Source organism: Priestia sp. YIM B13491 (genome assembly GCF_042787605.1).
Taxonomy (GTDB): domain Bacteria; phylum Bacillota; class Bacilli; order Bacillales; family Bacillaceae_H; genus Priestia; species Priestia megaterium_E.
Window position 1 is genome coordinate 229,587 of the sequence record NZ_JBHZOR010000001.1, and the last position, 18,389, is coordinate 247,975.

At 38.7% G+C, this 18,389-nt stretch carries 19 protein-coding genes and 2 other annotated features; of the genes, 18 read left to right on the plus strand and 1 reads right to left on the minus strand.

Going from position 1 to position 18,389, the window contains the following annotated elements; genetic code table 11:
* The first annotated feature begins 41 nt into the window (after positions 1 to 41).
* Positions 42 to 1,091: a spore coat protein YsxE gene (gene ysxE, locus ACFX4E_RS01110; protein ID WP_028410558.1), complete on the plus strand. Its 1,050-nt coding sequence runs from the start codon at positions 42 to 44 to the stop codon at positions 1,089 to 1,091.
* A gap of 11 nt (positions 1,092 to 1,102) precedes the next feature.
* On the opposite strand, the gene ACFX4E_RS01115 is transcribed toward ysxE, so the two are convergent.
* Positions 1,103 to 1,300: a hypothetical protein gene (locus ACFX4E_RS01115; protein ID WP_013059354.1), complete on the minus strand. Its 198-nt coding sequence runs from the start codon at positions 1,298 to 1,300 to the stop codon at positions 1,103 to 1,105.
* Positions 1,301 to 1,530: 230 nt separating this feature from the next.
* Positions 1,531 to 1,775, plus strand: a binding site (T-box leader).
* An 82-nt stretch (positions 1,776 to 1,857) separates the two neighbouring features.
* Here ACFX4E_RS01115 and ACFX4E_RS01120 point away from each other — a divergent pair.
* From ACFX4E_RS01120 to rplU, 17 genes are all read left to right on the plus strand, one after another.
* On the plus strand, positions 1,858 to 4,500 hold the full coding sequence (locus ACFX4E_RS01120) for a valine--tRNA ligase (protein WP_098331509.1): 2,643 nt from the start codon (positions 1,858 to 1,860) through the stop codon (positions 4,498 to 4,500).
* 96 nt (positions 4,501 to 4,596) lie between these two features.
* On the plus strand, positions 4,597 to 5,895 hold the full coding sequence (locus ACFX4E_RS01125; protein WP_377238330.1) for a bifunctional folylpolyglutamate synthase/dihydrofolate synthase: 1,299 nt from the start codon (positions 4,597 to 4,599) through the stop codon (positions 5,893 to 5,895).
* Between the two features lie 156 nt (positions 5,896 to 6,051).
* Positions 6,052 to 6,609 (plus strand): DUF420 domain-containing protein, encoded by a 558-nt coding sequence (locus ACFX4E_RS01130; protein ID WP_013059351.1) that lies wholly within the window; start codon positions 6,052 to 6,054, stop codon positions 6,607 to 6,609.
* A gap of 185 nt (positions 6,610 to 6,794) precedes the next feature.
* Positions 6,795 to 6,989, plus strand: a complete 195-nt coding sequence (locus ACFX4E_RS01135; protein WP_060745455.1) for a hypothetical protein — start codon at positions 6,795 to 6,797, stop codon at positions 6,987 to 6,989.
* Positions 6,986 to 7,741, plus strand: coding sequence for a prepilin peptidase (locus ACFX4E_RS01140; protein WP_028410562.1), 756 nt, complete (start codon positions 6,986 to 6,988; stop codon positions 7,739 to 7,741). The genes ACFX4E_RS01135 and ACFX4E_RS01140 overlap by 4 nt, the downstream gene beginning before the upstream one ends.
* A gap of 118 nt (positions 7,742 to 7,859) precedes the next feature.
* Positions 7,860 to 8,933: an SPOR domain-containing protein gene (locus ACFX4E_RS01145; protein WP_098333388.1), complete on the plus strand. Its 1,074-nt coding sequence runs from the start codon at positions 7,860 to 7,862 to the stop codon at positions 8,931 to 8,933.
* A 110-nt stretch (positions 8,934 to 9,043) separates the two neighbouring features.
* Positions 9,044 to 9,613, plus strand: a complete 570-nt coding sequence (locus ACFX4E_RS01150; protein WP_013059347.1) for a Maf family protein — start codon at positions 9,044 to 9,046, stop codon at positions 9,611 to 9,613.
* 15 nt (positions 9,614 to 9,628) lie between these two features.
* Positions 9,629 to 10,315 carry a RadC family protein gene (gene radC, locus ACFX4E_RS01155; protein ID WP_013059346.1) on the plus strand — a complete coding sequence of 229 codons (687 nt, stop codon included), beginning with the start codon at positions 9,629 to 9,631 and terminating at the stop codon, positions 10,313 to 10,315.
* Between the two features lie 229 nt (positions 10,316 to 10,544).
* Positions 10,545 to 11,570 carry a rod shape-determining protein gene (locus ACFX4E_RS01160; RefSeq protein ID WP_013059345.1) on the plus strand — a complete coding sequence of 342 codons (1,026 nt, stop codon included), beginning with the start codon at positions 10,545 to 10,547 and terminating at the stop codon, positions 11,568 to 11,570.
* Positions 11,571 to 11,589: 19 nt separating this feature from the next.
* The gene (gene mreC / locus ACFX4E_RS01165) at positions 11,590 to 12,471 is read left to right on the plus strand and encodes a rod shape-determining protein MreC (protein WP_013059344.1); all 882 of its coding nucleotides are present in this window, start codon (positions 11,590 to 11,592) and stop codon (positions 12,469 to 12,471) included.
* Entirely contained in the window at positions 12,471 to 12,989 is a 519-nt protein-coding gene (gene mreD / locus ACFX4E_RS01170) for a rod shape-determining protein MreD (protein ID WP_028410564.1), read from the plus strand. Before mreC ends, mreD begins: the two co-directional genes overlap by 1 nt.
* Positions 12,990 to 13,105: 116 nt before the next feature.
* The gene (gene minC / locus ACFX4E_RS01175) at positions 13,106 to 13,789 is read left to right on the plus strand and encodes a septum site-determining protein MinC (protein WP_013059342.1); all 684 of its coding nucleotides are present in this window, start codon (positions 13,106 to 13,108) and stop codon (positions 13,787 to 13,789) included.
* 2 nt (positions 13,790 to 13,791) lie between these two features.
* Positions 13,792 to 14,592: a septum site-determining protein MinD gene (gene minD / locus ACFX4E_RS01180; RefSeq protein WP_013059341.1), complete on the plus strand. Its 801-nt coding sequence runs from the start codon at positions 13,792 to 13,794 to the stop codon at positions 14,590 to 14,592.
* A 120-nt stretch (positions 14,593 to 14,712) separates the two neighbouring features.
* Positions 14,713 to 15,495 (plus strand): M23 family metallopeptidase, encoded by a 783-nt coding sequence (locus ACFX4E_RS01185; RefSeq protein WP_028410565.1) that lies wholly within the window; start codon positions 14,713 to 14,715, stop codon positions 15,493 to 15,495.
* Entirely contained in the window at positions 15,488 to 16,354 is an 867-nt protein-coding gene (locus ACFX4E_RS01190) for a M50 family metallopeptidase (RefSeq protein WP_050688563.1), read from the plus strand. The genes ACFX4E_RS01185 and ACFX4E_RS01190 overlap by 8 nt, the downstream gene beginning before the upstream one ends.
* Positions 16,355 to 16,437: 83 nt before the next feature.
* Positions 16,438 to 17,907 carry an Rne/Rng family ribonuclease gene (locus tag ACFX4E_RS01195; protein ID WP_028410567.1) on the plus strand — a complete coding sequence of 490 codons (1,470 nt, stop codon included), beginning with the start codon at positions 16,438 to 16,440 and terminating at the stop codon, positions 17,905 to 17,907.
* 78 nt (positions 17,908 to 17,985) lie between these two features.
* Positions 17,986 to 18,057, plus strand: a sequence feature (ribosomal protein L21 leader region).
* 14 nt (positions 18,058 to 18,071) lie between these two features.
* On the plus strand, positions 18,072 to 18,380 hold the full coding sequence (gene rplU, locus ACFX4E_RS01200) for a 50S ribosomal protein L21 (RefSeq protein ID WP_013059337.1): 309 nt from the start codon (positions 18,072 to 18,074) through the stop codon (positions 18,378 to 18,380).
* The last annotated feature ends 9 nt before the right edge of the window (positions 18,381 to 18,389 follow it).

The following is an 18,389-nucleotide window of genomic DNA, read 5'->3' on the forward strand; positions in this document are numbered from 1 at the left end:
TTAACTGTTTTCTTTATTTTTTACGAGGAAGGAGAATATAGATGCAGCGGACAGTAGCAGACTACAAAGTATTGTTAAAAGAATATGACTTAGATGTTGACTTTATTGAAGACTATGGAAAAGTAAAAAAAGTCTATACGAAAACCGGCGTGTTTGCGCTTAAAGAAATAGCGAATCATCAAGAACGAAATCAAAACTTCATTCAAAAGCTGCAGAACGTGTATCAAAAAGGATGGATGGGATTTGTCCCTATTTATCAAACGAAGCGTTCTCAGCCCATTGTTTCAGATGAAAGCGGCTCGTATTACTTAATGCCGTGGCTCCCAAATAATCCGACCGAAGAGCGTGATATTCGATATCATAAATTATTTCAAGAGCTTGCTAAGCTTCACGGCGCTTCGGCGCAGGAAGTAGAAGTGAAAAAAGAAGATATAGAAAATCATTACACATCGATGAAAGAAACGTGGGAAAAGCGTCAGGAAGAGTTGAAGCAGTATGTAGCAGAATGCGAGAAAAAAATCTATATGTCCCCGTTTGAATTGCATTACTGTACGTTTTATTATGAAATGACAAGAGCGCTTGAATTTGGTTTTGGAAAGCTCGATCAGTGGAACGATGAAATGGAAGAAAAGGAAAAGATCCGGCTGGTTACTTCTCATGGAAAGCTATCGGCTAAACATTTTATCTATGACGAGCGGGGAAATGGTTTTTTTATTAATTTTGAACATGCAAAAGATGCTTCACCTATTTATGATTTAGTCTCATTTTATTTTCGGACTCTTCGCACATACCCAGTAACGACCTATGACAGCTATGAGTGGTTTAGTACGTATGAAAAACATTTTGCTCTCAGAGAAGAGGAACGGCTGCTTTTACACAGTTATTTGGCGTTTCCAGAGCCCCTGTATCAGTGTATCGTTCAATATAGGCAGCATAAAGAAAGTAAAACAGAGCTTGAACATATGCAGTCATTTATTCGAGCATACTGGCTGACGAAAAACATTGAACAGCTCAATATTAAAATATTTGAAGTAGATCAGCAAAAAAAAATGGCAGCGGAAGCAGCTGCACAAGCCCAAGCGAACGAATAGCGCTTGGGTTTTTAAATCCAGTCGGAATATAAAGCAACCGCTAGTATGGCAAGCAGTGCCAACAACAGTACATCAAAGGTTGTAGGGAAAAATAGTGTACGTATACCTTGAAAAATTGTCAAAGGAACAATAAACTGTCCACAAGCCGCTCCTGCTGTTTTGAGCCACCGCTGCAGTTGATACGAATTTACATTTATTCGTTTCTTCATTTGTACATGCCCCTTTCAATCCACGTGCCCAGGTTAAAGTAAGTATATGAAAAAAGAAAGAAATGGTGCCATTTTTTTAAGTTGGCTCTTCATTTTATTTCCAAAATTAGCGAGCGAATGAAAAAATAAAGAGCAGAACAAAAAAATTATGAATATAATCATAAAAAAATGGAGAAGATTATTGACGATTCAACATTTTTTCATATAGTATAATTAAGAGAAATTCATACATAAATACAGTGAATAGGAAGAGTACGGGATGTTCGTCTTTCAGAGAGAGAAATCAGTTGCTGTGAGATTTCTTAAGAATGTGCACTCGGAATGTCGCCTATGAGTAGCTTTTTTGAACAGCTGCATAGTTCAGTAGAAAAAGCCGGTTAATCAACCGTTATGAAATGAAGTGTATAGGCTTATCAAACGGGATACGTCTATAAAAAAAGGTGGTACCGCGAAATCAACTCCTTTCGTCCTTTTATTAGGAAAGGAGTTTTTTTATGTTTATAAAAGCTTTACACAGTTTCTAAAGACTGAAACTTTATATTATGGAGGTATACATTATGTCTGAAAAAGAAGTGACTCTTCCAACGAAGTATGATCCAAAAGCCGTTGAAGAAAATCGTTATCAGTATTGGTTAGACGGGAAGTTTTTTGAAGCAACAAATGACCCTGAAAAAGAGCCATATACAATTGTAATTCCACCCCCAAACGTAACGGGTAAGCTGCATTTAGGCCACGCTTGGGATACAACGTTACAAGACATCTTAACGCGTATGAAGCGTATGCAAGGCTATGACGTTTTATGGCTTCCTGGCATGGACCATGCGGGGATTGCAACGCAGGCAAAAGTAGAAGAAAAGCTTCGCAGCGAAGGGAAAAGCCGCTACGATCTAGGCCGCGAAAATTTTGTGGCCGAAACGTGGAAATGGAAAGAAGAATATGCAAGCTTTATTCGCCAGCAGTGGTCGAAGCTAGGACTTGGCTTAGACTATTCACGCGAGCGCTTCACGCTTGATGAAGGCCTTTCTAAAGCAGTGCGCGAAGTATTCGTAACGCTTTACAAAAAAGGGTTAATCTATCGCGGAGAATATATTATTAACTGGGATCCAGCTACGAAAACAGCTCTTTCAGACATCGAGGTTATTTACAAAGATGTACAAGGTGCGTTTTATCATATGCGCTATCCGTTGGCAGATGGTTCTGGACATATCGAAATCGCAACAACTCGTCCTGAAACAATGCTAGGAGATACGGCTGTAGCTGTTCACCCTGAAGATGATCGCTATAAGCACTTAATTGGCAAAAAGGTTGTCCTTCCGATTGTAGGTCGTGAAATTCCAATCGTAGGCGATGATTATGTAGATATGGAATTCGGTTCTGGTGCGGTAAAAATTACGCCTGCTCATGACCCGAACGATTTTGAAATTGGAAACCGTCATAATTTAGAGCGTATTTTAGTGATGAATCAAGATGGTACGATGAATGACAAAGCAGGTAAATATGAAGGAATGGATCGTTTTGCTTGCCGTAAGCAAATTGTTAAAGACCTTCAAGAAGACGGTGTATTGTTCAACATTGAAGACCACATGCATTCAGTAGGTCACAGTGAACGAAGCGGCGCCGTTGTTGAACCTTATTTATCAACTCAGTGGTTTGTAAAAATGCAGCCTTTAGCAGATAAAGCAGTAGATCTTCAAAAACAAGAAGAAAAAGTAAACTTTGTGCCTGATCGTTTTGAAAAGACATACTTACACTGGATGGAAAATATTCGCGACTGGTGTATTTCGCGTCAGCTTTGGTGGGGACACCGCATTCCAGCTTGGTATCATAAAGAAACTGGAGAAGTATACGTAGATCATGAGGCTCCAGCAGATATCGAAAACTGGGAACAAGATTCAGATGTATTAGACACATGGTTCAGTTCAGCGCTATGGCCATTCTCAACAATGGGCTGGCCTGATGTGGATGCAGCTGATTTCAAACGTTACTACCCAACAAACGTGCTTGTAACGGGCTACGATATTATTTTCTTCTGGGTATCTCGCATGATTTTCCAAGGTCTTGAATTTACGGGTAAACGTCCGTTTGACGATGTACTCATTCACGGTCTTGTACGAGATGCTGAAGGTCGTAAAATGAGTAAATCACTTGGTAACGGTGTAGATCCAATGGAAGTAATCGAGAAATACGGTGCAGATTCTCTTCGCTACTTCTTATCTACAGGAAGCTCACCAGGACAAGATTTACGCTTCAGCTTTGAAAAAGTCGAAGCGACGTGGAACTTTGCAAATAAAATTTGGAATGCTTCTCGTTTTGCATTAATGAATATGGACGGCATCACATTTGAAGAGCTTGATTTATCAGGCGAAAAGTCTGTTGCTGATAAATGGATTTTAACGCGCTTAAATGAAACGATTGAGCACGTAACAAAATTAGCTGACAAATATGAATTCGGTGAAGTTGGACGTATTCTCTATAACTTTATTTGGGATGATTTCTGCGATTGGTACATTGAAATGGCTAAACTTCCTCTTTACGGAGAAGATGAAGCAGCTAAAAAGACAACTCGCTCAATTTTAGCTTATGTACTTGATAACACAATGCGACTTTTACATCCATTCATGCCGTTTATTACCGAAGAAATTTGGCAAAGCTTGCCGCATGAAGGCGAATCAATTACAGTAGCTAAATGGCCGGAAGTAAGCCCTGAGCTTTCTGATAAAGAAGCAGCTAACGATATGCGTTTACTTGTAGATATTATCCGTGCTGTTCGTAACATTCGTGCTGAAGTGAACACGCCGATGAGCAAACAAGTAAAATTATTTATCAAAGCTAAAGATGAAAATATTCAAAGCCAGCTCGAAAAGAACCGTGCGTATGTAGAACGTTTCTGTAATCCAAGTGAGCTTGTGATTTCAACAGAGGTTTCATTAGACGAAAAAGCGATGACTGCTGTTGTAACAGGCGCAGAATTAATTTTACCTCTTGAAGGTTTAATTAATATCGAAGAAGAAATCGCGCGTTTAGAAAAAGAATACGACAAGTTAAACAAAGAAGTAGAACGTGTACAAAAGAAATTAAACAACCAAGGCTTTATTGCAAAAGCGCCTGCTAAAGTAGTAGAAGAAGAGCGTGCAAAAGAGCAGGATTATGTTGAAAAACGCGAAGCTGTTCAGTCTCGTATTGCTGAATTACGCGGATAATCAATGGGTTAATGAACCAACAGAAAAAGCGTGGCTTGTATAGCGACGCTTTTTCTCTACATAATAATAGCGATGGAAAAGAAAGGTGAATAAAAGATGATAACGACATATGAAGAAGCGCTTGATTGGATTCATAACAGACTTCGCTTTGGAATCAAGCCGGGGTTAGAACGAATGGAATGGATGCTAGAGCAGCTTGATTTTCCGCAGCAAAATCTAAATGCTATTCATGTTGCTGGGACCAATGGTAAAGGTTCTACCGTTTCTTATTTGCGAAACATGTTGGAAGAAGCAGGGTATAAAGTTGGAACCTTTACTTCTCCTTATATCGAAACATTTAATGAGCGGATCAGCGTGAATGGACAGCCTATTTCAAATGAAGCAATGACCGCTCTTGTTCAGGAAATAAAGCCTGTTGTGGAGCGACTAGAACATACAAGTTTAGGATCAGCAACGGAATTTGAAGTGATTACAGTCATGGCTTTTCTTTATTTCGGCTATCATGAGTCAGTTGACTATGCTGTGTTTGAAACAGGGCTTGGAGGACGGTATGACTCAACAAACGTTGTGAATCCTATGGTGAGTATTATTACAAACATTGGATTTGATCACATGGCAATACTAGGTGATACGGTAGAAGAAATTGCATCAGAAAAAGCGGGGATTATTAAAAAAGAAGTCCCTATTATTACTGGGGCAGAGCAAGTAAAGGCGCTTGATGTCATTACTGAAGAAGCAAAGTCAAAGCAGGCTTCGTTATTTGTATTAGGAAAAGATTTTGACATTAAAAACTATGAGCCCTTAGCAAACGGGGAAGGCTTTGCGTTAAACACGCCGTATGGCATATTTGAAGACTTGAAATTAAATATGCTTGGCTATCATCAAGTGAAAAATGCAGCTTTGGCTCTCATGGCCGTTTGTTATTTAAAAGAAAAGAAAAAGCTTTCTATCTCCAATGAGCAAATGATAAAAGGGATTCAGCATACAAAGTGGAACGGCCGCTTTGAGATAGTAAATGAGCATCCTTTAACGATTATTGATGGGGCTCATAATGCAGAAGGCATTGATAGCTTGTTATCTACTTTACGCCTTCATTATGAAGATCGAAACATTCATTTAGTTTTCAGCTGCTTAAATGATAAAAGCGCTGATCGAATGGTCCAAGAACTTGAAACAATCGCTGCAAGTATTACATTTACGTCGTTTGACTTTCCTCGTGCTCGCGCAGCTGAGGAGCTTTATGAGATGAGTACTCATCATAATAAGCATATGGATGAGGAGTGGAAAGAAGCAATTGCTTACGTAAAGGAAAAGGCAACAGGGGAACAAGACATGGTCGTAATTACAGGGTCTCTGTATTTTATATCAGAAGTGCGGGCTTTTCTTCTAAAATGAGCAAAAGCAGCAAGTGACATCTTGCTGCTTTTAACATAATGTGAGGAAGGGATACGGATAATAAGGAAGCACTAAGTTCAAAGTATTGTCACTTTCACCCCCTAGGTAAGTGATATATAATAAACATGTACATCACTAAGTAAGGAGATTGTTAACATGAGTAAGAATAATGAAAAAATTGTACCGAAAAGTAATAAAAACTTTACCGGTATTATTCTTACCTTTTCAGTGATAGCGAATGTTATTATTTTACTGCTATTCTTTTCGAATATTGGCTATCAAGGAAAAGTAAGTTTTGATTTGACTATCTTTCCACGGTTAAATGCTATTTTGAATAGTTTTACATTTATTTTTTTAGTTGCAGCGTTGATTTCAATTTTCAGGAAAAATATCAATGCTCATAAAGGTTTTATTTTAGCAGCATTCACTTCCACACTGCTCTTTTTAGTTTCATATTTAACGTTCCACTACATTTCCACAGAAACAGCTACGTTCGGTGGAGAAGGAATCGTTCGTCCCATTTACTTCTTCATTTTGATCACACACAGTTTCCTAGCAGCGATTATTGTTCCGCTGGCACTGTTTGCACTTGTGTGGGGCTGGACAATGCAAGTTGAAAAACATAAAAAAATTGTGCGATGGACAATGCCAATCTGGCTTTATGTAAGTCTTACAGGTGTAATTGTCTACTTATTTATGGCTCCTTACTATTAAAAGACGTCTGCTTTTGCAGACGTTTTTTTATGCTGTTTTTGTTTTTTAGTGGTATAATCCTTATTACCTATAAAAAGTGTGTTTTAAGGAAGGAGGCATACAGAATATGACTTTTATGGGTATTATGATTCAGTTTATTAATAAAGGAGCTGTTTGATACTAATCAATAAAGGAGAGATATTGAAATGGATAAACTGTCAACGAGGAATAAAGGAATTTCTCTAATGAAAGTGATCATAATGGTTATCATAATAGGTCTTCTAGCAGCTTTTCTCATTCCGTTTATTGGCAGCTATTTAAAGGAAAAAGATACATTCCTTCACTCAAAAGAACATCTGCAATTAGTAAACAAGACGCCTGATATGGAAGAAATAGTATGAGTTTAATTTATCTCTATGCATTTGTTTCAGGCATCACGTTAGGTTCATTTTATAACGTAGCAGGCCTTAGAATTCCTCAGAAAAAATCTATTTTGTCTCCAAGATCTCATTGTCCACACTGTTTATACGTTCTTTCTCCACAACAATTAATTCCCATAGTCTCCTACATCAAAAATGCAGGAAAATGTAGTATGTGTCGCAAAAAAATCTCCTTCATCTACCCATTCATAGAATTTTCGACAGGAAGTTTATTTGTATATGCTGTTTTTAGATTGAATACGACGTTAGAACTGATTGTCATATTAACCTTTGTTTCTTTTTTAACAATTATAGTTGTCTCAGATATAGCCTATATGATTGTCCCAAATAAGGTGCTGCTATTCTTTTTGCCTATCTTTCTTCTTGAGCGTCTTTTCATTCCATTAACTTCGTGGAGTGATTCTTTAATGGGAGGAGGAACCGCATTTTTTCTCCTTTTTCTAATCGCATTTCTCAGCAGAGGAGGGCTTGGAGAAGGAGACATTAAATTGTATGGTCTGATTGGTATTGTGCTTGGAGTAAAGCTTGTTTTGCTATCGCTTTTTTTAGCTATATTAATAGGCGGAACCGTTAGTATAGGAGCGTTATTAATGAAAAAGGCAAAGGTAGGTGTACCAATTCCCTTCGTTCCTTTTATTTTTATAGGGACAATCGCTGCTTATTTTCATGGAAACGAATTGATAGATTGGTATGTTAGCAACTATTTTTATTGAGCTTCAAGTCTTCGACAAATTTAAAATTTCTGTAACTAAATAGCGAAAACCTTTTGTAACAAGACGACAAATGTCTTGTTATTTTTTTTTTCTTCTATGATAGCATGGAAAAAAGTGTATGTTTTATGTCGGTTTACCTCAGCTTGCAACCGGTACTAAGACTACGTTAACTAAAGGCGGTGGGGCAGTGGACAAGCAGGAACGAAAGATTTCAATTAAAATCAACGGTCAATCCAAGGAAGAACAAGCGCCAGAAAAAGACGAATTTACGTGGGTTCTTCCGGAACCGTCATCCAAAGATTCTCATGTGGAAGAAAATAAAGTGGTGTTTATTGAAGATGTAAGAAATGAAAAAAAGAAAAAGCCGCGATTACATCCTAAAAATGTTTCGATTAAAACGGTAAACGGCGGTGTGATCAAACGAACAGCTGTGATTGTACTGCTAGCAGTCGGAATAGGCAGCGGCATCGGTATGGTCGGTGTGAAAATGATGACAGGAAGTGAACAGCCTGTAAGCAAAGCACAAACAAGTGAGCAAACGAAAGAAGAAAAAGCTGCTCAAACAGCGTCTACCACTGAAAGTGTTGGTAAAGCTGAAAAGAAAAGCGAACAGGAATCGAAGGGGACGTCAGCTGCTGCTTCTACTTTAGAACCTTTTTCCTTTTACATTGTACAAGCAGGTGCCTTTTCATCAAAAACTGCTGCGAACAAAGCAATGGATAAATGGAAAGAAGAGAACCAAGCAGGCGAGATCTTTTCACCTAAAACCTATTCTCTTGTCGTTGGTGCTGCCACTGGAGAAGAAAAAGCGGAGGCGCTTAGTAAAACGTATAAACAACAAGGTAAAGATGTATATGTAAAGTCTTATGAAATTAAGCCCACTAGCGAATTAGGGAAAAAAGATCAAACGGTTATAACAACAGCGCAGCCGTTTATGGCTAATCTTTTAGATCAATCTGTTAAAGCGATTGAAGGAGAGCGGGTAGCGGATATCAAATCTCTGAAAAAAGAGCTGACAAAAGTTCAGAAAGAAGCGTCAAATGAAGACATTAAAACCATGGTGAGCACCCTTCAAAAAGCTGCGGCTTCTCTTTCTTCATATGAAGACAATAAAAGCAGTAAAGATGCTTGGCTTGCTCAGCGATACGTGTTAAAAGCTCTTCAGCAGTATGAAAGCCTTGTAACGTCTTAACGAGTGAGGTAGTGTAATGCTGCCTCACTTGTTTATTGTCATTTGGAGATGAAATTGCTAAAATAACGGTGTGTCCTTCTTTTTTAAATCAAAATGCAAAGGTGAGATGTATGAAACAAACATTAATTTTAGCCTCAGGCTCCCCTCGTCGAAAAGAATTACTTCAGCAGCTTCACATTCCCTTTACCGTTCACGTTAGTACAATTGAAGAAATCGTCAATCCATCATACACTCCGTCCGAGGTAGTAATGGATTTAGCTAGGCAAAAAGCAGTGGACGTCGCTTCGCATCATAAAGAGGACATTGTCCTAGGTGCCGATACAGTTGTGGTATATGGCAATCGTATTTTAGGAAAACCAAAAACGAAACAAGAAGCGATTGAAACACTTACGATGCTGTCAGGTCAAAAACACCAGGTATTAACTGGAGTAGCGTTCGTATCAAATGCAAAAGTTCATACGTTCTATGAACAAACAGATGTAGAGTTTTGGCCGATTGAACAAGATGAAATCGTACAGTACGTAGAGTCAGGAGAGCCTATGGATAAGGCTGGTTCTTATGGAATTCAAGGTCTCGGTGCTGCGCTAGTTAAAAAAATCGAAGGAGACTATTTCTCCGTGGTGGGCTTGCCGCTCTCCCGAACAATACGTGAGCTAAAACAATACGGTTTCGTCTACTAAAAAGGAGTGGCGAAATTGGATCAATCATTGTTAATTAAAGATTTCCCTCAAGATGAAAGACCTCGAGAGCGCCTTGTGTCAATGGGTGCTTCTAGTCTTTCTAACCACGAGCTTATTGCTATTTTACTGCGCACTGGAACCAAAGATGAATCTGTTCTTCAGCTGTCCAACCGCATATTAACGCATTTTGAAGGTCTTCAACTGTTGCAGCATGCATCGCTTGATGAAATGATGAATATTAAAGGTATCGGACCTGCAAAAGCGATTCAAATTATAGCGGCTATTGAAATAGGTAAGAGGATTGTACAGCGGAAATCTAGTCAGCGATATACCATTCATGGCCCTGAAGACGGAGCTAATTATGTGATGGAAGAAATGCGCGTGCTGTCTCAAGAGCATTTCGTCTGTTTATACCTCAACACGAAAAATCAAGTTCTCCACAAGCAAACCATTTTTATCGGAAGCCTCAATTCATCGATTGTCCATCCAAGGGAAGTATTTAAAGAAGCCTTTCGCCGTTCAGCTGCATCCCTTATTTGTATTCATAATCATCCCTCCGGCGACCCTACTCCCAGCAGAGAAGATATAGAGGTAACGAAGCGCTTAAAAGAGTGCGGATTTATCATAGGAATTGAATTGTTAGATCATTTAATTATCGGAGATCGAAAATATATTAGTTTAAAAGAAAAAGGATACATGTAAGGCTATGCTTTTTAAAATCCTTGGGTTATAATAGTAGTCATGATTTTAAATGACAAGTTCTTTACAATCATTCGTTATTAATAGACAAAGTATGACTTTTTATCATACAATATTTGGCGTTGACATCTATGAAAAAAGTATAGAAAATAAAAAATGTTACTTATGAAATGAAGAAATTGAATTATGGAATTTTTACCTTTGCATTTTGGTAAGAGAAAGGAAGAGACACATGTTTGGAATCGGTACTAGAGACCTTGGAATAGATTTGGGTACTGCAAATACGCTCGTTTATGTAAAAGGAAAAGGAATTGTTGTGCGTGAGCCGTCTGTTGTGGCTTTGCAAACTGATACAAAACAAATCGTTGCGGTAGGTAACGATGCAAAAAATATGATTGGTCGTACACCTGGGAACGTAGTAGCCCTTCGTCCGATGAAAGATGGAGTTATTGCAGATTACGAAACAACTGCGACGATGATGAAATATTACATCAATCAAGCTCAAAAAACAAAAAGTTTGTTTGCGGGTAAGCCGTATGTAATGGTTTGTGTACCTTCTGGCATTACAGCTGTTGAGAAACGTGCCGTTATTGATGCGACTCGTCAGGCTGGCGCGCGTGATGCGTATACAATTGAAGAACCGTTTGCTGCAGCAATCGGCGCCAATCTACCGGTTTGGGAGCCAACGGGAAGTATGGTAGTAGATATTGGTGGAGGAACAACAGAAGTTGCGATTATTTCTTTAGGAGGAATCGTAACATGTCAGTCAATCCGTATCGCTGGGGACGAGATGGATGAAGCGATTATTCAATATATTCGCAAGAATTACAATTTAATGATCGGTGAGCGTACGTCAGAAGCATTAAAAGTAGAAGTCGGTTCTGCCGGAATTCCAGAAGGTATTGAAAACATGGAAATTCGCGGACGTGACTTACTAACAGGTCTACCGAAAACAATCGAAATTTCAGCAGAAGAAATTGCAGAAGCGCTAAAAGACACAGTGGCTTCTATTGTAGATTCAGTAAAAAGTACATTAGAAAAAACACCACCTGAACTTGCGGCAGATATTATGGATCGCGGTATTGTATTAACAGGCGGTGGCGCATTGCTACGTAATTTAGATAAAGTTATTAGTGAAGAAACAAATATGCCGGTTGTCATCGCAGAAGATCCGCTTGACTGTGTTGCAATTGGAACTGGTAAAGCGTTAGAACACATTGATTTATTTAAAAATCGTACAAGCGATTCATATCGCTAAATATTAAGAGGTGTAGATCGTGCCACAATTTTTCTTAAATAAACGTTTAGTTATTTTATTAGTCAGTATTATTGTATTAGTGGCATTGATTGGTTTTTCGTTAAATGGTCGTAAAAATGTAACGTGGCCTGAACAGTTTGTCAAAGATACGGTTGGTCTTGTTCAGGCTACCTTTAATGAACCCGCACAATTTGTAGCGGGTTTCTTTCAGAATGTAGGTGACTTAAAGCGTACATACGAAGAAAACGAGGTATTAAAAGCTCGTTTAGACGAACGCATGCAATTAGAAACGAAAGCCAACGCTTTGCAGCAAGAAAATAAAAAATTAAGAGCACAGCTCGACAAAAAAACGGATTTAAGTCAATACAACCCAATCGAAGCAACAGTTATTGCTCGTAATCCAGACCGTTGGCATGAGGTAATTGCCATTGATAAAGGGACGGTTCATAATGTGCAGGAAAATATGGCTGTTATGACTCCTGAAGGGCTGATTGGTAAAGTGAAGCATGCATCTAAGTTCACATCTACTGTGCAGTTAATTAGTTCATCAGATCGTACAAACCGTGTATCTGCTAAAATTCAGGCTAAAAAAGAAGTGTTTGGTTTAATTGAAGGCTATGATGATAAAGAACAGGCGCTTGTTATGCGTCGTATTCCATTTGATGCTGATATTAAAGAAAAGCAAAAAGTAGTAACGTCTGGTCTAGGACAAGAAGACGGCATTTTCCCTAGCAATCTTCCAATTGGCGTTATCACAAAAATTGAGCCTGATGAATATGGATTAACGAAAAAAGCTTATATCAAACCTGCTGCTGACTTGTATGACCTAGATAACGTAGTTGTAGCTAAAAGAAGTGCGCCCGCTGCTGAAGACGATTTAGGGGCGGAGGAGGCTAACTGATGAAGCGGTTTGTCCTTCCTATTCTCGTGCTTGTCGTTTTTATGTTTGAAAGTATCTTTGTTAATTTTATCGCCATGGCATCACCATGGCGAGACTGGATTCTATCGCCTCACTTTGTTGTAGTGGTACTGGCTTTTATGTCAGTGTATTATCACCCAAAGCAAGCGATGCTATATGGGGTAATCCTTGGATTCATGTACGATATTGCCTTTACGGATGTCTTAGGAGTATACGCGCTTGGATTGCCGGCCGTATGCTATATCGTATCAAAACTAATGAAGATTTTTCAGCAAAATACGCTTATCGTAATCTGCATGTCGCTATTAGCTGTAGCCATTATTGAGTTTTATGTATATGGAATTAATAGCATTATTAATATATCTGATATGACCATTGGTCGCTTCTTGCAAGAGCGATTTTACGCAACCATCATTTTAAATGCCATATTTGCACTCATTTTTGCATTTCCGCTTCAAAGGTGTTTTCAATATTTCGCTAAATTTATCGATGAACGCTGATCGGAACATATATTACGCTTCTCGTTCATGATAGGATAAAAATGCTGATTGAAGAAACGAAAAAAAGGAATTGAGTAAGTCTCTGTCGAAATTATATATTCGTTGAGGTGAGCGTCTTGAATAAACAAAAGCAACAAAATGTGACAATTAAAGGAACAAAAGATGGATTAACGTTGCATCTCAATGATACATGTTCATTTGCAGAGCTTTTGACGGAACTTAAGACGAAGCTTTTGACAAATAAGCATGGCGATGCCGATCAGATCGTCACAGTGTATGTCAAAATCGGAAATCGTTATTTAACTACAGAGCAGGAAACCGAATTGAAGGCGCTCATAGAAGAAAATCAGTATTTAGTAGTTAAACAAATTGATAGTAACGTTATTTTAAAGCAAGATGCAGTCCGAGTAAGAGAAGAAAGTGAATTAGTATCTGTTACAAAGGTAGTTCGTTCAGGACAGGTTCTCCATGTAGAAGGCGATTTGCTTCTAGTCGGAGACGTAAATCCCGGAGGAACCGTTGTAGCTGGAGGAAATTTATTTGTACTAGGTGCTTTAAAAGGGATTGCTCATGCAGGATATCGTGGCAATAAAAACGCCGTTATTGCTGCATCGTTAATGAAACCTTCACAGCTGCGCATTGCTGATATCATTACCCGATCAGAAGAAGAGCGCAGTGAGAAGGAAGAGAATATAATGGAATGTGCATACTTAGATGATAATGATCAAATGGTGATAGATCGCGTGCAAACTTTACCGCATCTAAGACCGAATTTGACCAGGGTAGAAAGGAGAATTTGACAGTGGGAGAGGCTATTGTTGTTACGTCTGGTAAAGGTGGAGTTGGAAAAACAACGACATCAGCCAATTTAGGTACTGCTCTAGCATTAGCTGGAAAGCGCGTGTGTCTAGTAGACACTGATATCGGCTTACGCAACTTGGATGTTGTAATGGGGCTTGAAAATCGTATTATTTATGATCTTGTAGACGTGGTAGAAGGTCGATGCCAACCGCAAAAAGCCTTGATTAAGGACAAGCGTTTTGAATGTTTGTACTTACTTCCTGCTGCTCAAACGAGTGACAAAACAGCTGTTCAACCAGAACAAATGCGAGAGTTAGTTCTTCAGTTAAAGCAAGACTATGACTATGTAGTTATTGATTGCCCAGCTGGTATTGAACAAGGCTATAAGAATGCCGTAGCTGGCGCTGATAAGGCACTCGTTGTGACAACACCGGAAGTTTCAGCTGTTCGTGATGCTGACCGTATTATTGGATTATTGGAGCAAGAGGATATCGAGTCTCCAAAACTGGTTATTAACCGAATCCGTAGTCATATGATGAAAAATGGAGACATGCTGGACGTGGAAGAAATTTCTCAGCTTCTGGCTGTTGATTTAATTGGAATCGTTGCTGACGATGAAAATGTTATTCGTGCTTCTAACAACGGTGAACCAATTGTCATGGACCCATCAAGCAAAGCATCAATTGCATATCGTAATATTGCAAGACGTATTCTAGGTGAAACGGTTCCTCTTCAATCACTAGATGAAGAAGATAAGGGAATGTTTGCACGTATTAAACGATTCTTTGGTGTTCGTTCTTAAAAAGCTTCCGATAGAGGAAGCTTTTTTTATTTGTGTGATTTTGTAGAGTCAAGCTGTCATAAGCTCCACGGACAAGTCATATAGTTGATTATACGATAAGAACAAGGAGAATGATGAATCATGAATCGACGTGCTGATGAAATCCGTAAACGAATTGCTGAGCGTAAGCGAAAACAATTAAATACAACGAAGCGTCTTCCTCAAGAACCTCTTCATACGTCCTTAATGAGTGAAGAAGAAAAGTATGGATCGATGGATTATTCTACGGTTGAATACACACCATCAGCAAAGGAATATCACCCGTTATTTCGAAAAGAACGCTTTTTATTTAAAATTTTAGCTTCAGCCTGCTTAGTGTTAATTGTAGGGATTATGTTCAAGAACGCTTCTCCTACTTTTGAACAGGCCAGAGTGGTGGTTCAACAAACAATGGATAAAGAATTTCAGTTTGCAGCTGTTTCCTCCTGGTACGAAGATAAGTTTGGGAAGCCGTTAACGCTATTGCCGAATAAAGAGTCTAGCAAAACGGAGCAAAGTGTAAGCGGAGAATATGCTACTCCAGCTTCAGGGAAAGTAACGGAAACATTTGCTCAAAGTAAGCAAGGTGTGACGGTTCAAACAGGAGTGGATTCTGTTGTAGAAGCAATGAGTGAAGGTATTGTAAGGTATGTAGGAAAACGTGATGATACTGGGAATACGGTTATTATTCAACATGCGGATGGAACCGAAACTTGGTATGGACAGCTCAAAAAAATCAATGTTAGTATGTATGATTTTGTGAATAAAGGCAAAGAAGTAGGAATTGTGGAAAACAGTAAAAAAGGCGATGCTGGAACATTCTATTTTGCTATTAAAAAAGGCGATAAGTTTGTGGATCCTAGTCAGGTGATTCAATTTGAATAGTGCTTTTTCGTTATTGATGAAAATTCACATTCATCCATTGTTTTGGGGGATTTTCGTAATTGGTATCTTAACGGCTACGGTAAAGCAGCTTTTTTTGTTATTTATTATTGTAATTATTCATGAACTGGGCCACGCCGTAGCGGCTCAGTGTTTTTCTTGGCGGATTCGCAGAATTATGCTCTTACCTTTTGGGGGAGTAGCAGAAGTAGATGAACATGGGAATCGTCCATTTCGAGAAGAGTTTATTGTGACAATAAGTGGACCTCTTCAGCATCTCTGGATGTTTGGAGCTGCTTTCTTATTAATGAAAATAAATGTATTGTCTTTGGAAACGTATGAGCAATTTATGTTTCAATGCACGGTGATTTTACTGTTTAATCTTTTGCCCATTTGGCCATTGGACGGAGGGAAGCTGCTTTTTTTAATTTGCAGTCGGTCTTTACCATTTTTAGAAGCGCATAAGCTTGCGCTCCGGTTATCAACGTTTTTTTTAGCTGTCGGTATTATTTACGCCGTTATTATGCATCCTTTTCAGCTGCACTTATGGATTGTTATTTCATTTTTAATTATATCTGGATATTTAGAATGGAAGAGCAGGCAATTTGTCTACATGCGCTTTTTGTTGGAGAGATATCATGGCAAAGAGCATCCAATTGGAGCTTTAAAAACACTAAGTGTATCAACCAGTGAGACGCTCCATCAAGTTCTGCAAAAATTCCAAAGAGGTTGTAAGCATATGATTATTGCTACATCTCAAACAGGCGAGCATGTACAAATTGATGAAAATGAACTTTTACACGCTTACTTTGTAGAAAAAAGAACAAATAGCCAACTAGACGAACTTGTAACAGTTTACTGATTTCTAGTAACATAGAATAGAATGAAAAAAGTTCGGTTGCACTGACCGAACTTTTTCCTGTGAATTTAGATTAAAGTGAGGCAATGTATGTGAAGGCATGTATTATTAACGCGGCTACTTCTTCAAAACGTATAGCCGTGATAAACGATAAAGCACTAGAAAAAATCTATTTACAAGAACAAAGCGAGAATCAAATTATTGGTGATATATATTGGGGTAAAGTAGTAAAAGTACTGCCGAATATGCAAGCAGCCTTTATCGATATCGGTTTATCAATGAACGGATTTATTCATCGAAATGAACTTGTATCCTATCAGCAGTCAGAGAATCCTCACAAAGATCAGCAGCCGATGTCTGCTTTTATTCGTGAAGGAGAAAAAGTATTGGTTCAAGTTGTAAAAGAAGGCATTGGGACAAAAGGGCCGAAGCTGACGGGTATCATTGAATTTTCTTCTGATGAGCTTGTATATTTACCGCACGGAAACTATGTCGCTGTATCCAAAAAAATAGCGGAGCCACAACGACAACAGTGGAAACAGCTTGGTGAGCGGTTAAAACAAGGGATGGAAGGCTTTTTATTTCGAACAGCGATTGCAGAAAAATCAGAAGCCGCGGTCCAACATAAAATAAAAGAGCTACAGAAAAAATATGAGCGCCTTGAACGACAGACACAGGGAATGAAAGCTCCTGCCCTAGTCAGCAAAGGACAAGATTTTCTCGAAACAAGAGTGCAAGCTGCACTTCAACAAGGAATTGATGGGATAGTAGTAGATGACTTCGACCTATATCAGCATCTTCAAACTACCTACCCTAACTCATCAATAGAGTACTATAAAGGAAATGAAAATATTTTCTCTTTTTACGATGTGGAACGGCAAATAGAGAAGCTTTTAAAGCGAATCGTGTGGCTCAAAAGCGGAGGCTATATCGTTATTGACGAAACGGAAGCGATGACGGTCGTGGACGTGAACACGGGGAAGTTTTCAGGAAAAGATAATATTCGAAAGACAATGCTTCAAACAAATATGGAAGCTGCGTATGAACTGTCCAAACAGATGCAATTACGTCACTTAGGCGGCATGATCTTAATTGATTTTATAAATATGCCTCATAAAGAAGATCGGACAGAAGTAGAAAGGTACATGAAAAAGCTATGTGAACAAGATGAAGTGCGGACGAATGTAGTTGGCTTTACAGAGCTCGGCATATTGCAATTAACGCGGAAGAAAGTGCGTAATAGTATTGGATCAACACTAACTATGCCTTGTGAAGTATGTGAAGGAACCGGTAAAATGATTGATTCCAAAACGGCTGCTTTTCAAATTGAACGTGTAATTTGGGAACATCGCGGCGCGGAAGAAGAGGCTATTTGGATTGAGACGCGAAGTGATGTTATAAATGAAATGAAGGCTCAAGGATTTCTCAACGCTTTAGAAAAAATGGTAAAAAAAACCGTATATCTTACGCCAAGCGATGATTATACAAACGCATTTGTTTTGCGTCAATTGGGGTCGAATGAGCAGATCCAAAAAAGGGTCTCTGCTTCTATATAAAATTTTAGAAGAAAACATGAATTCCAATTGACACTAACCTTTGATTTGTAGTAAGATTTAATATGTTGGTTTGTAGCACCCGTGCTACAACCGCTCAGAACAGGTTTTAAGTTCACTTGAACACCTGTGATGGCGAGTCTTAGTTTTTAGAGGAGGTGCAGAGAATGTACGCAATTATTGAAACTGGTGGTAAGCAAATTAAAGTAGAGGCTGGTCAAGCAATCTACGTTGAAAAACTTGCTGGTGAACAAGGCGAAACAGTTACTTTTGACAAAGTATTATTTGTAGGTGGCGACAGCGTGAAAGTTGGTGTTCCTTTCGTAGAAGGTGCAACAGTTACGGCTAAAGTTGAAAAACAAGGTCGCGCTAAAAAGATCACTGTATTTAAATACAAAGCAAAGAAAAACTATCGTCGTAAGCAAGGTCACCGTCAACCTTACACAAAAGTTGTAATCGACGCTATCAACGCGTAATTATAACAA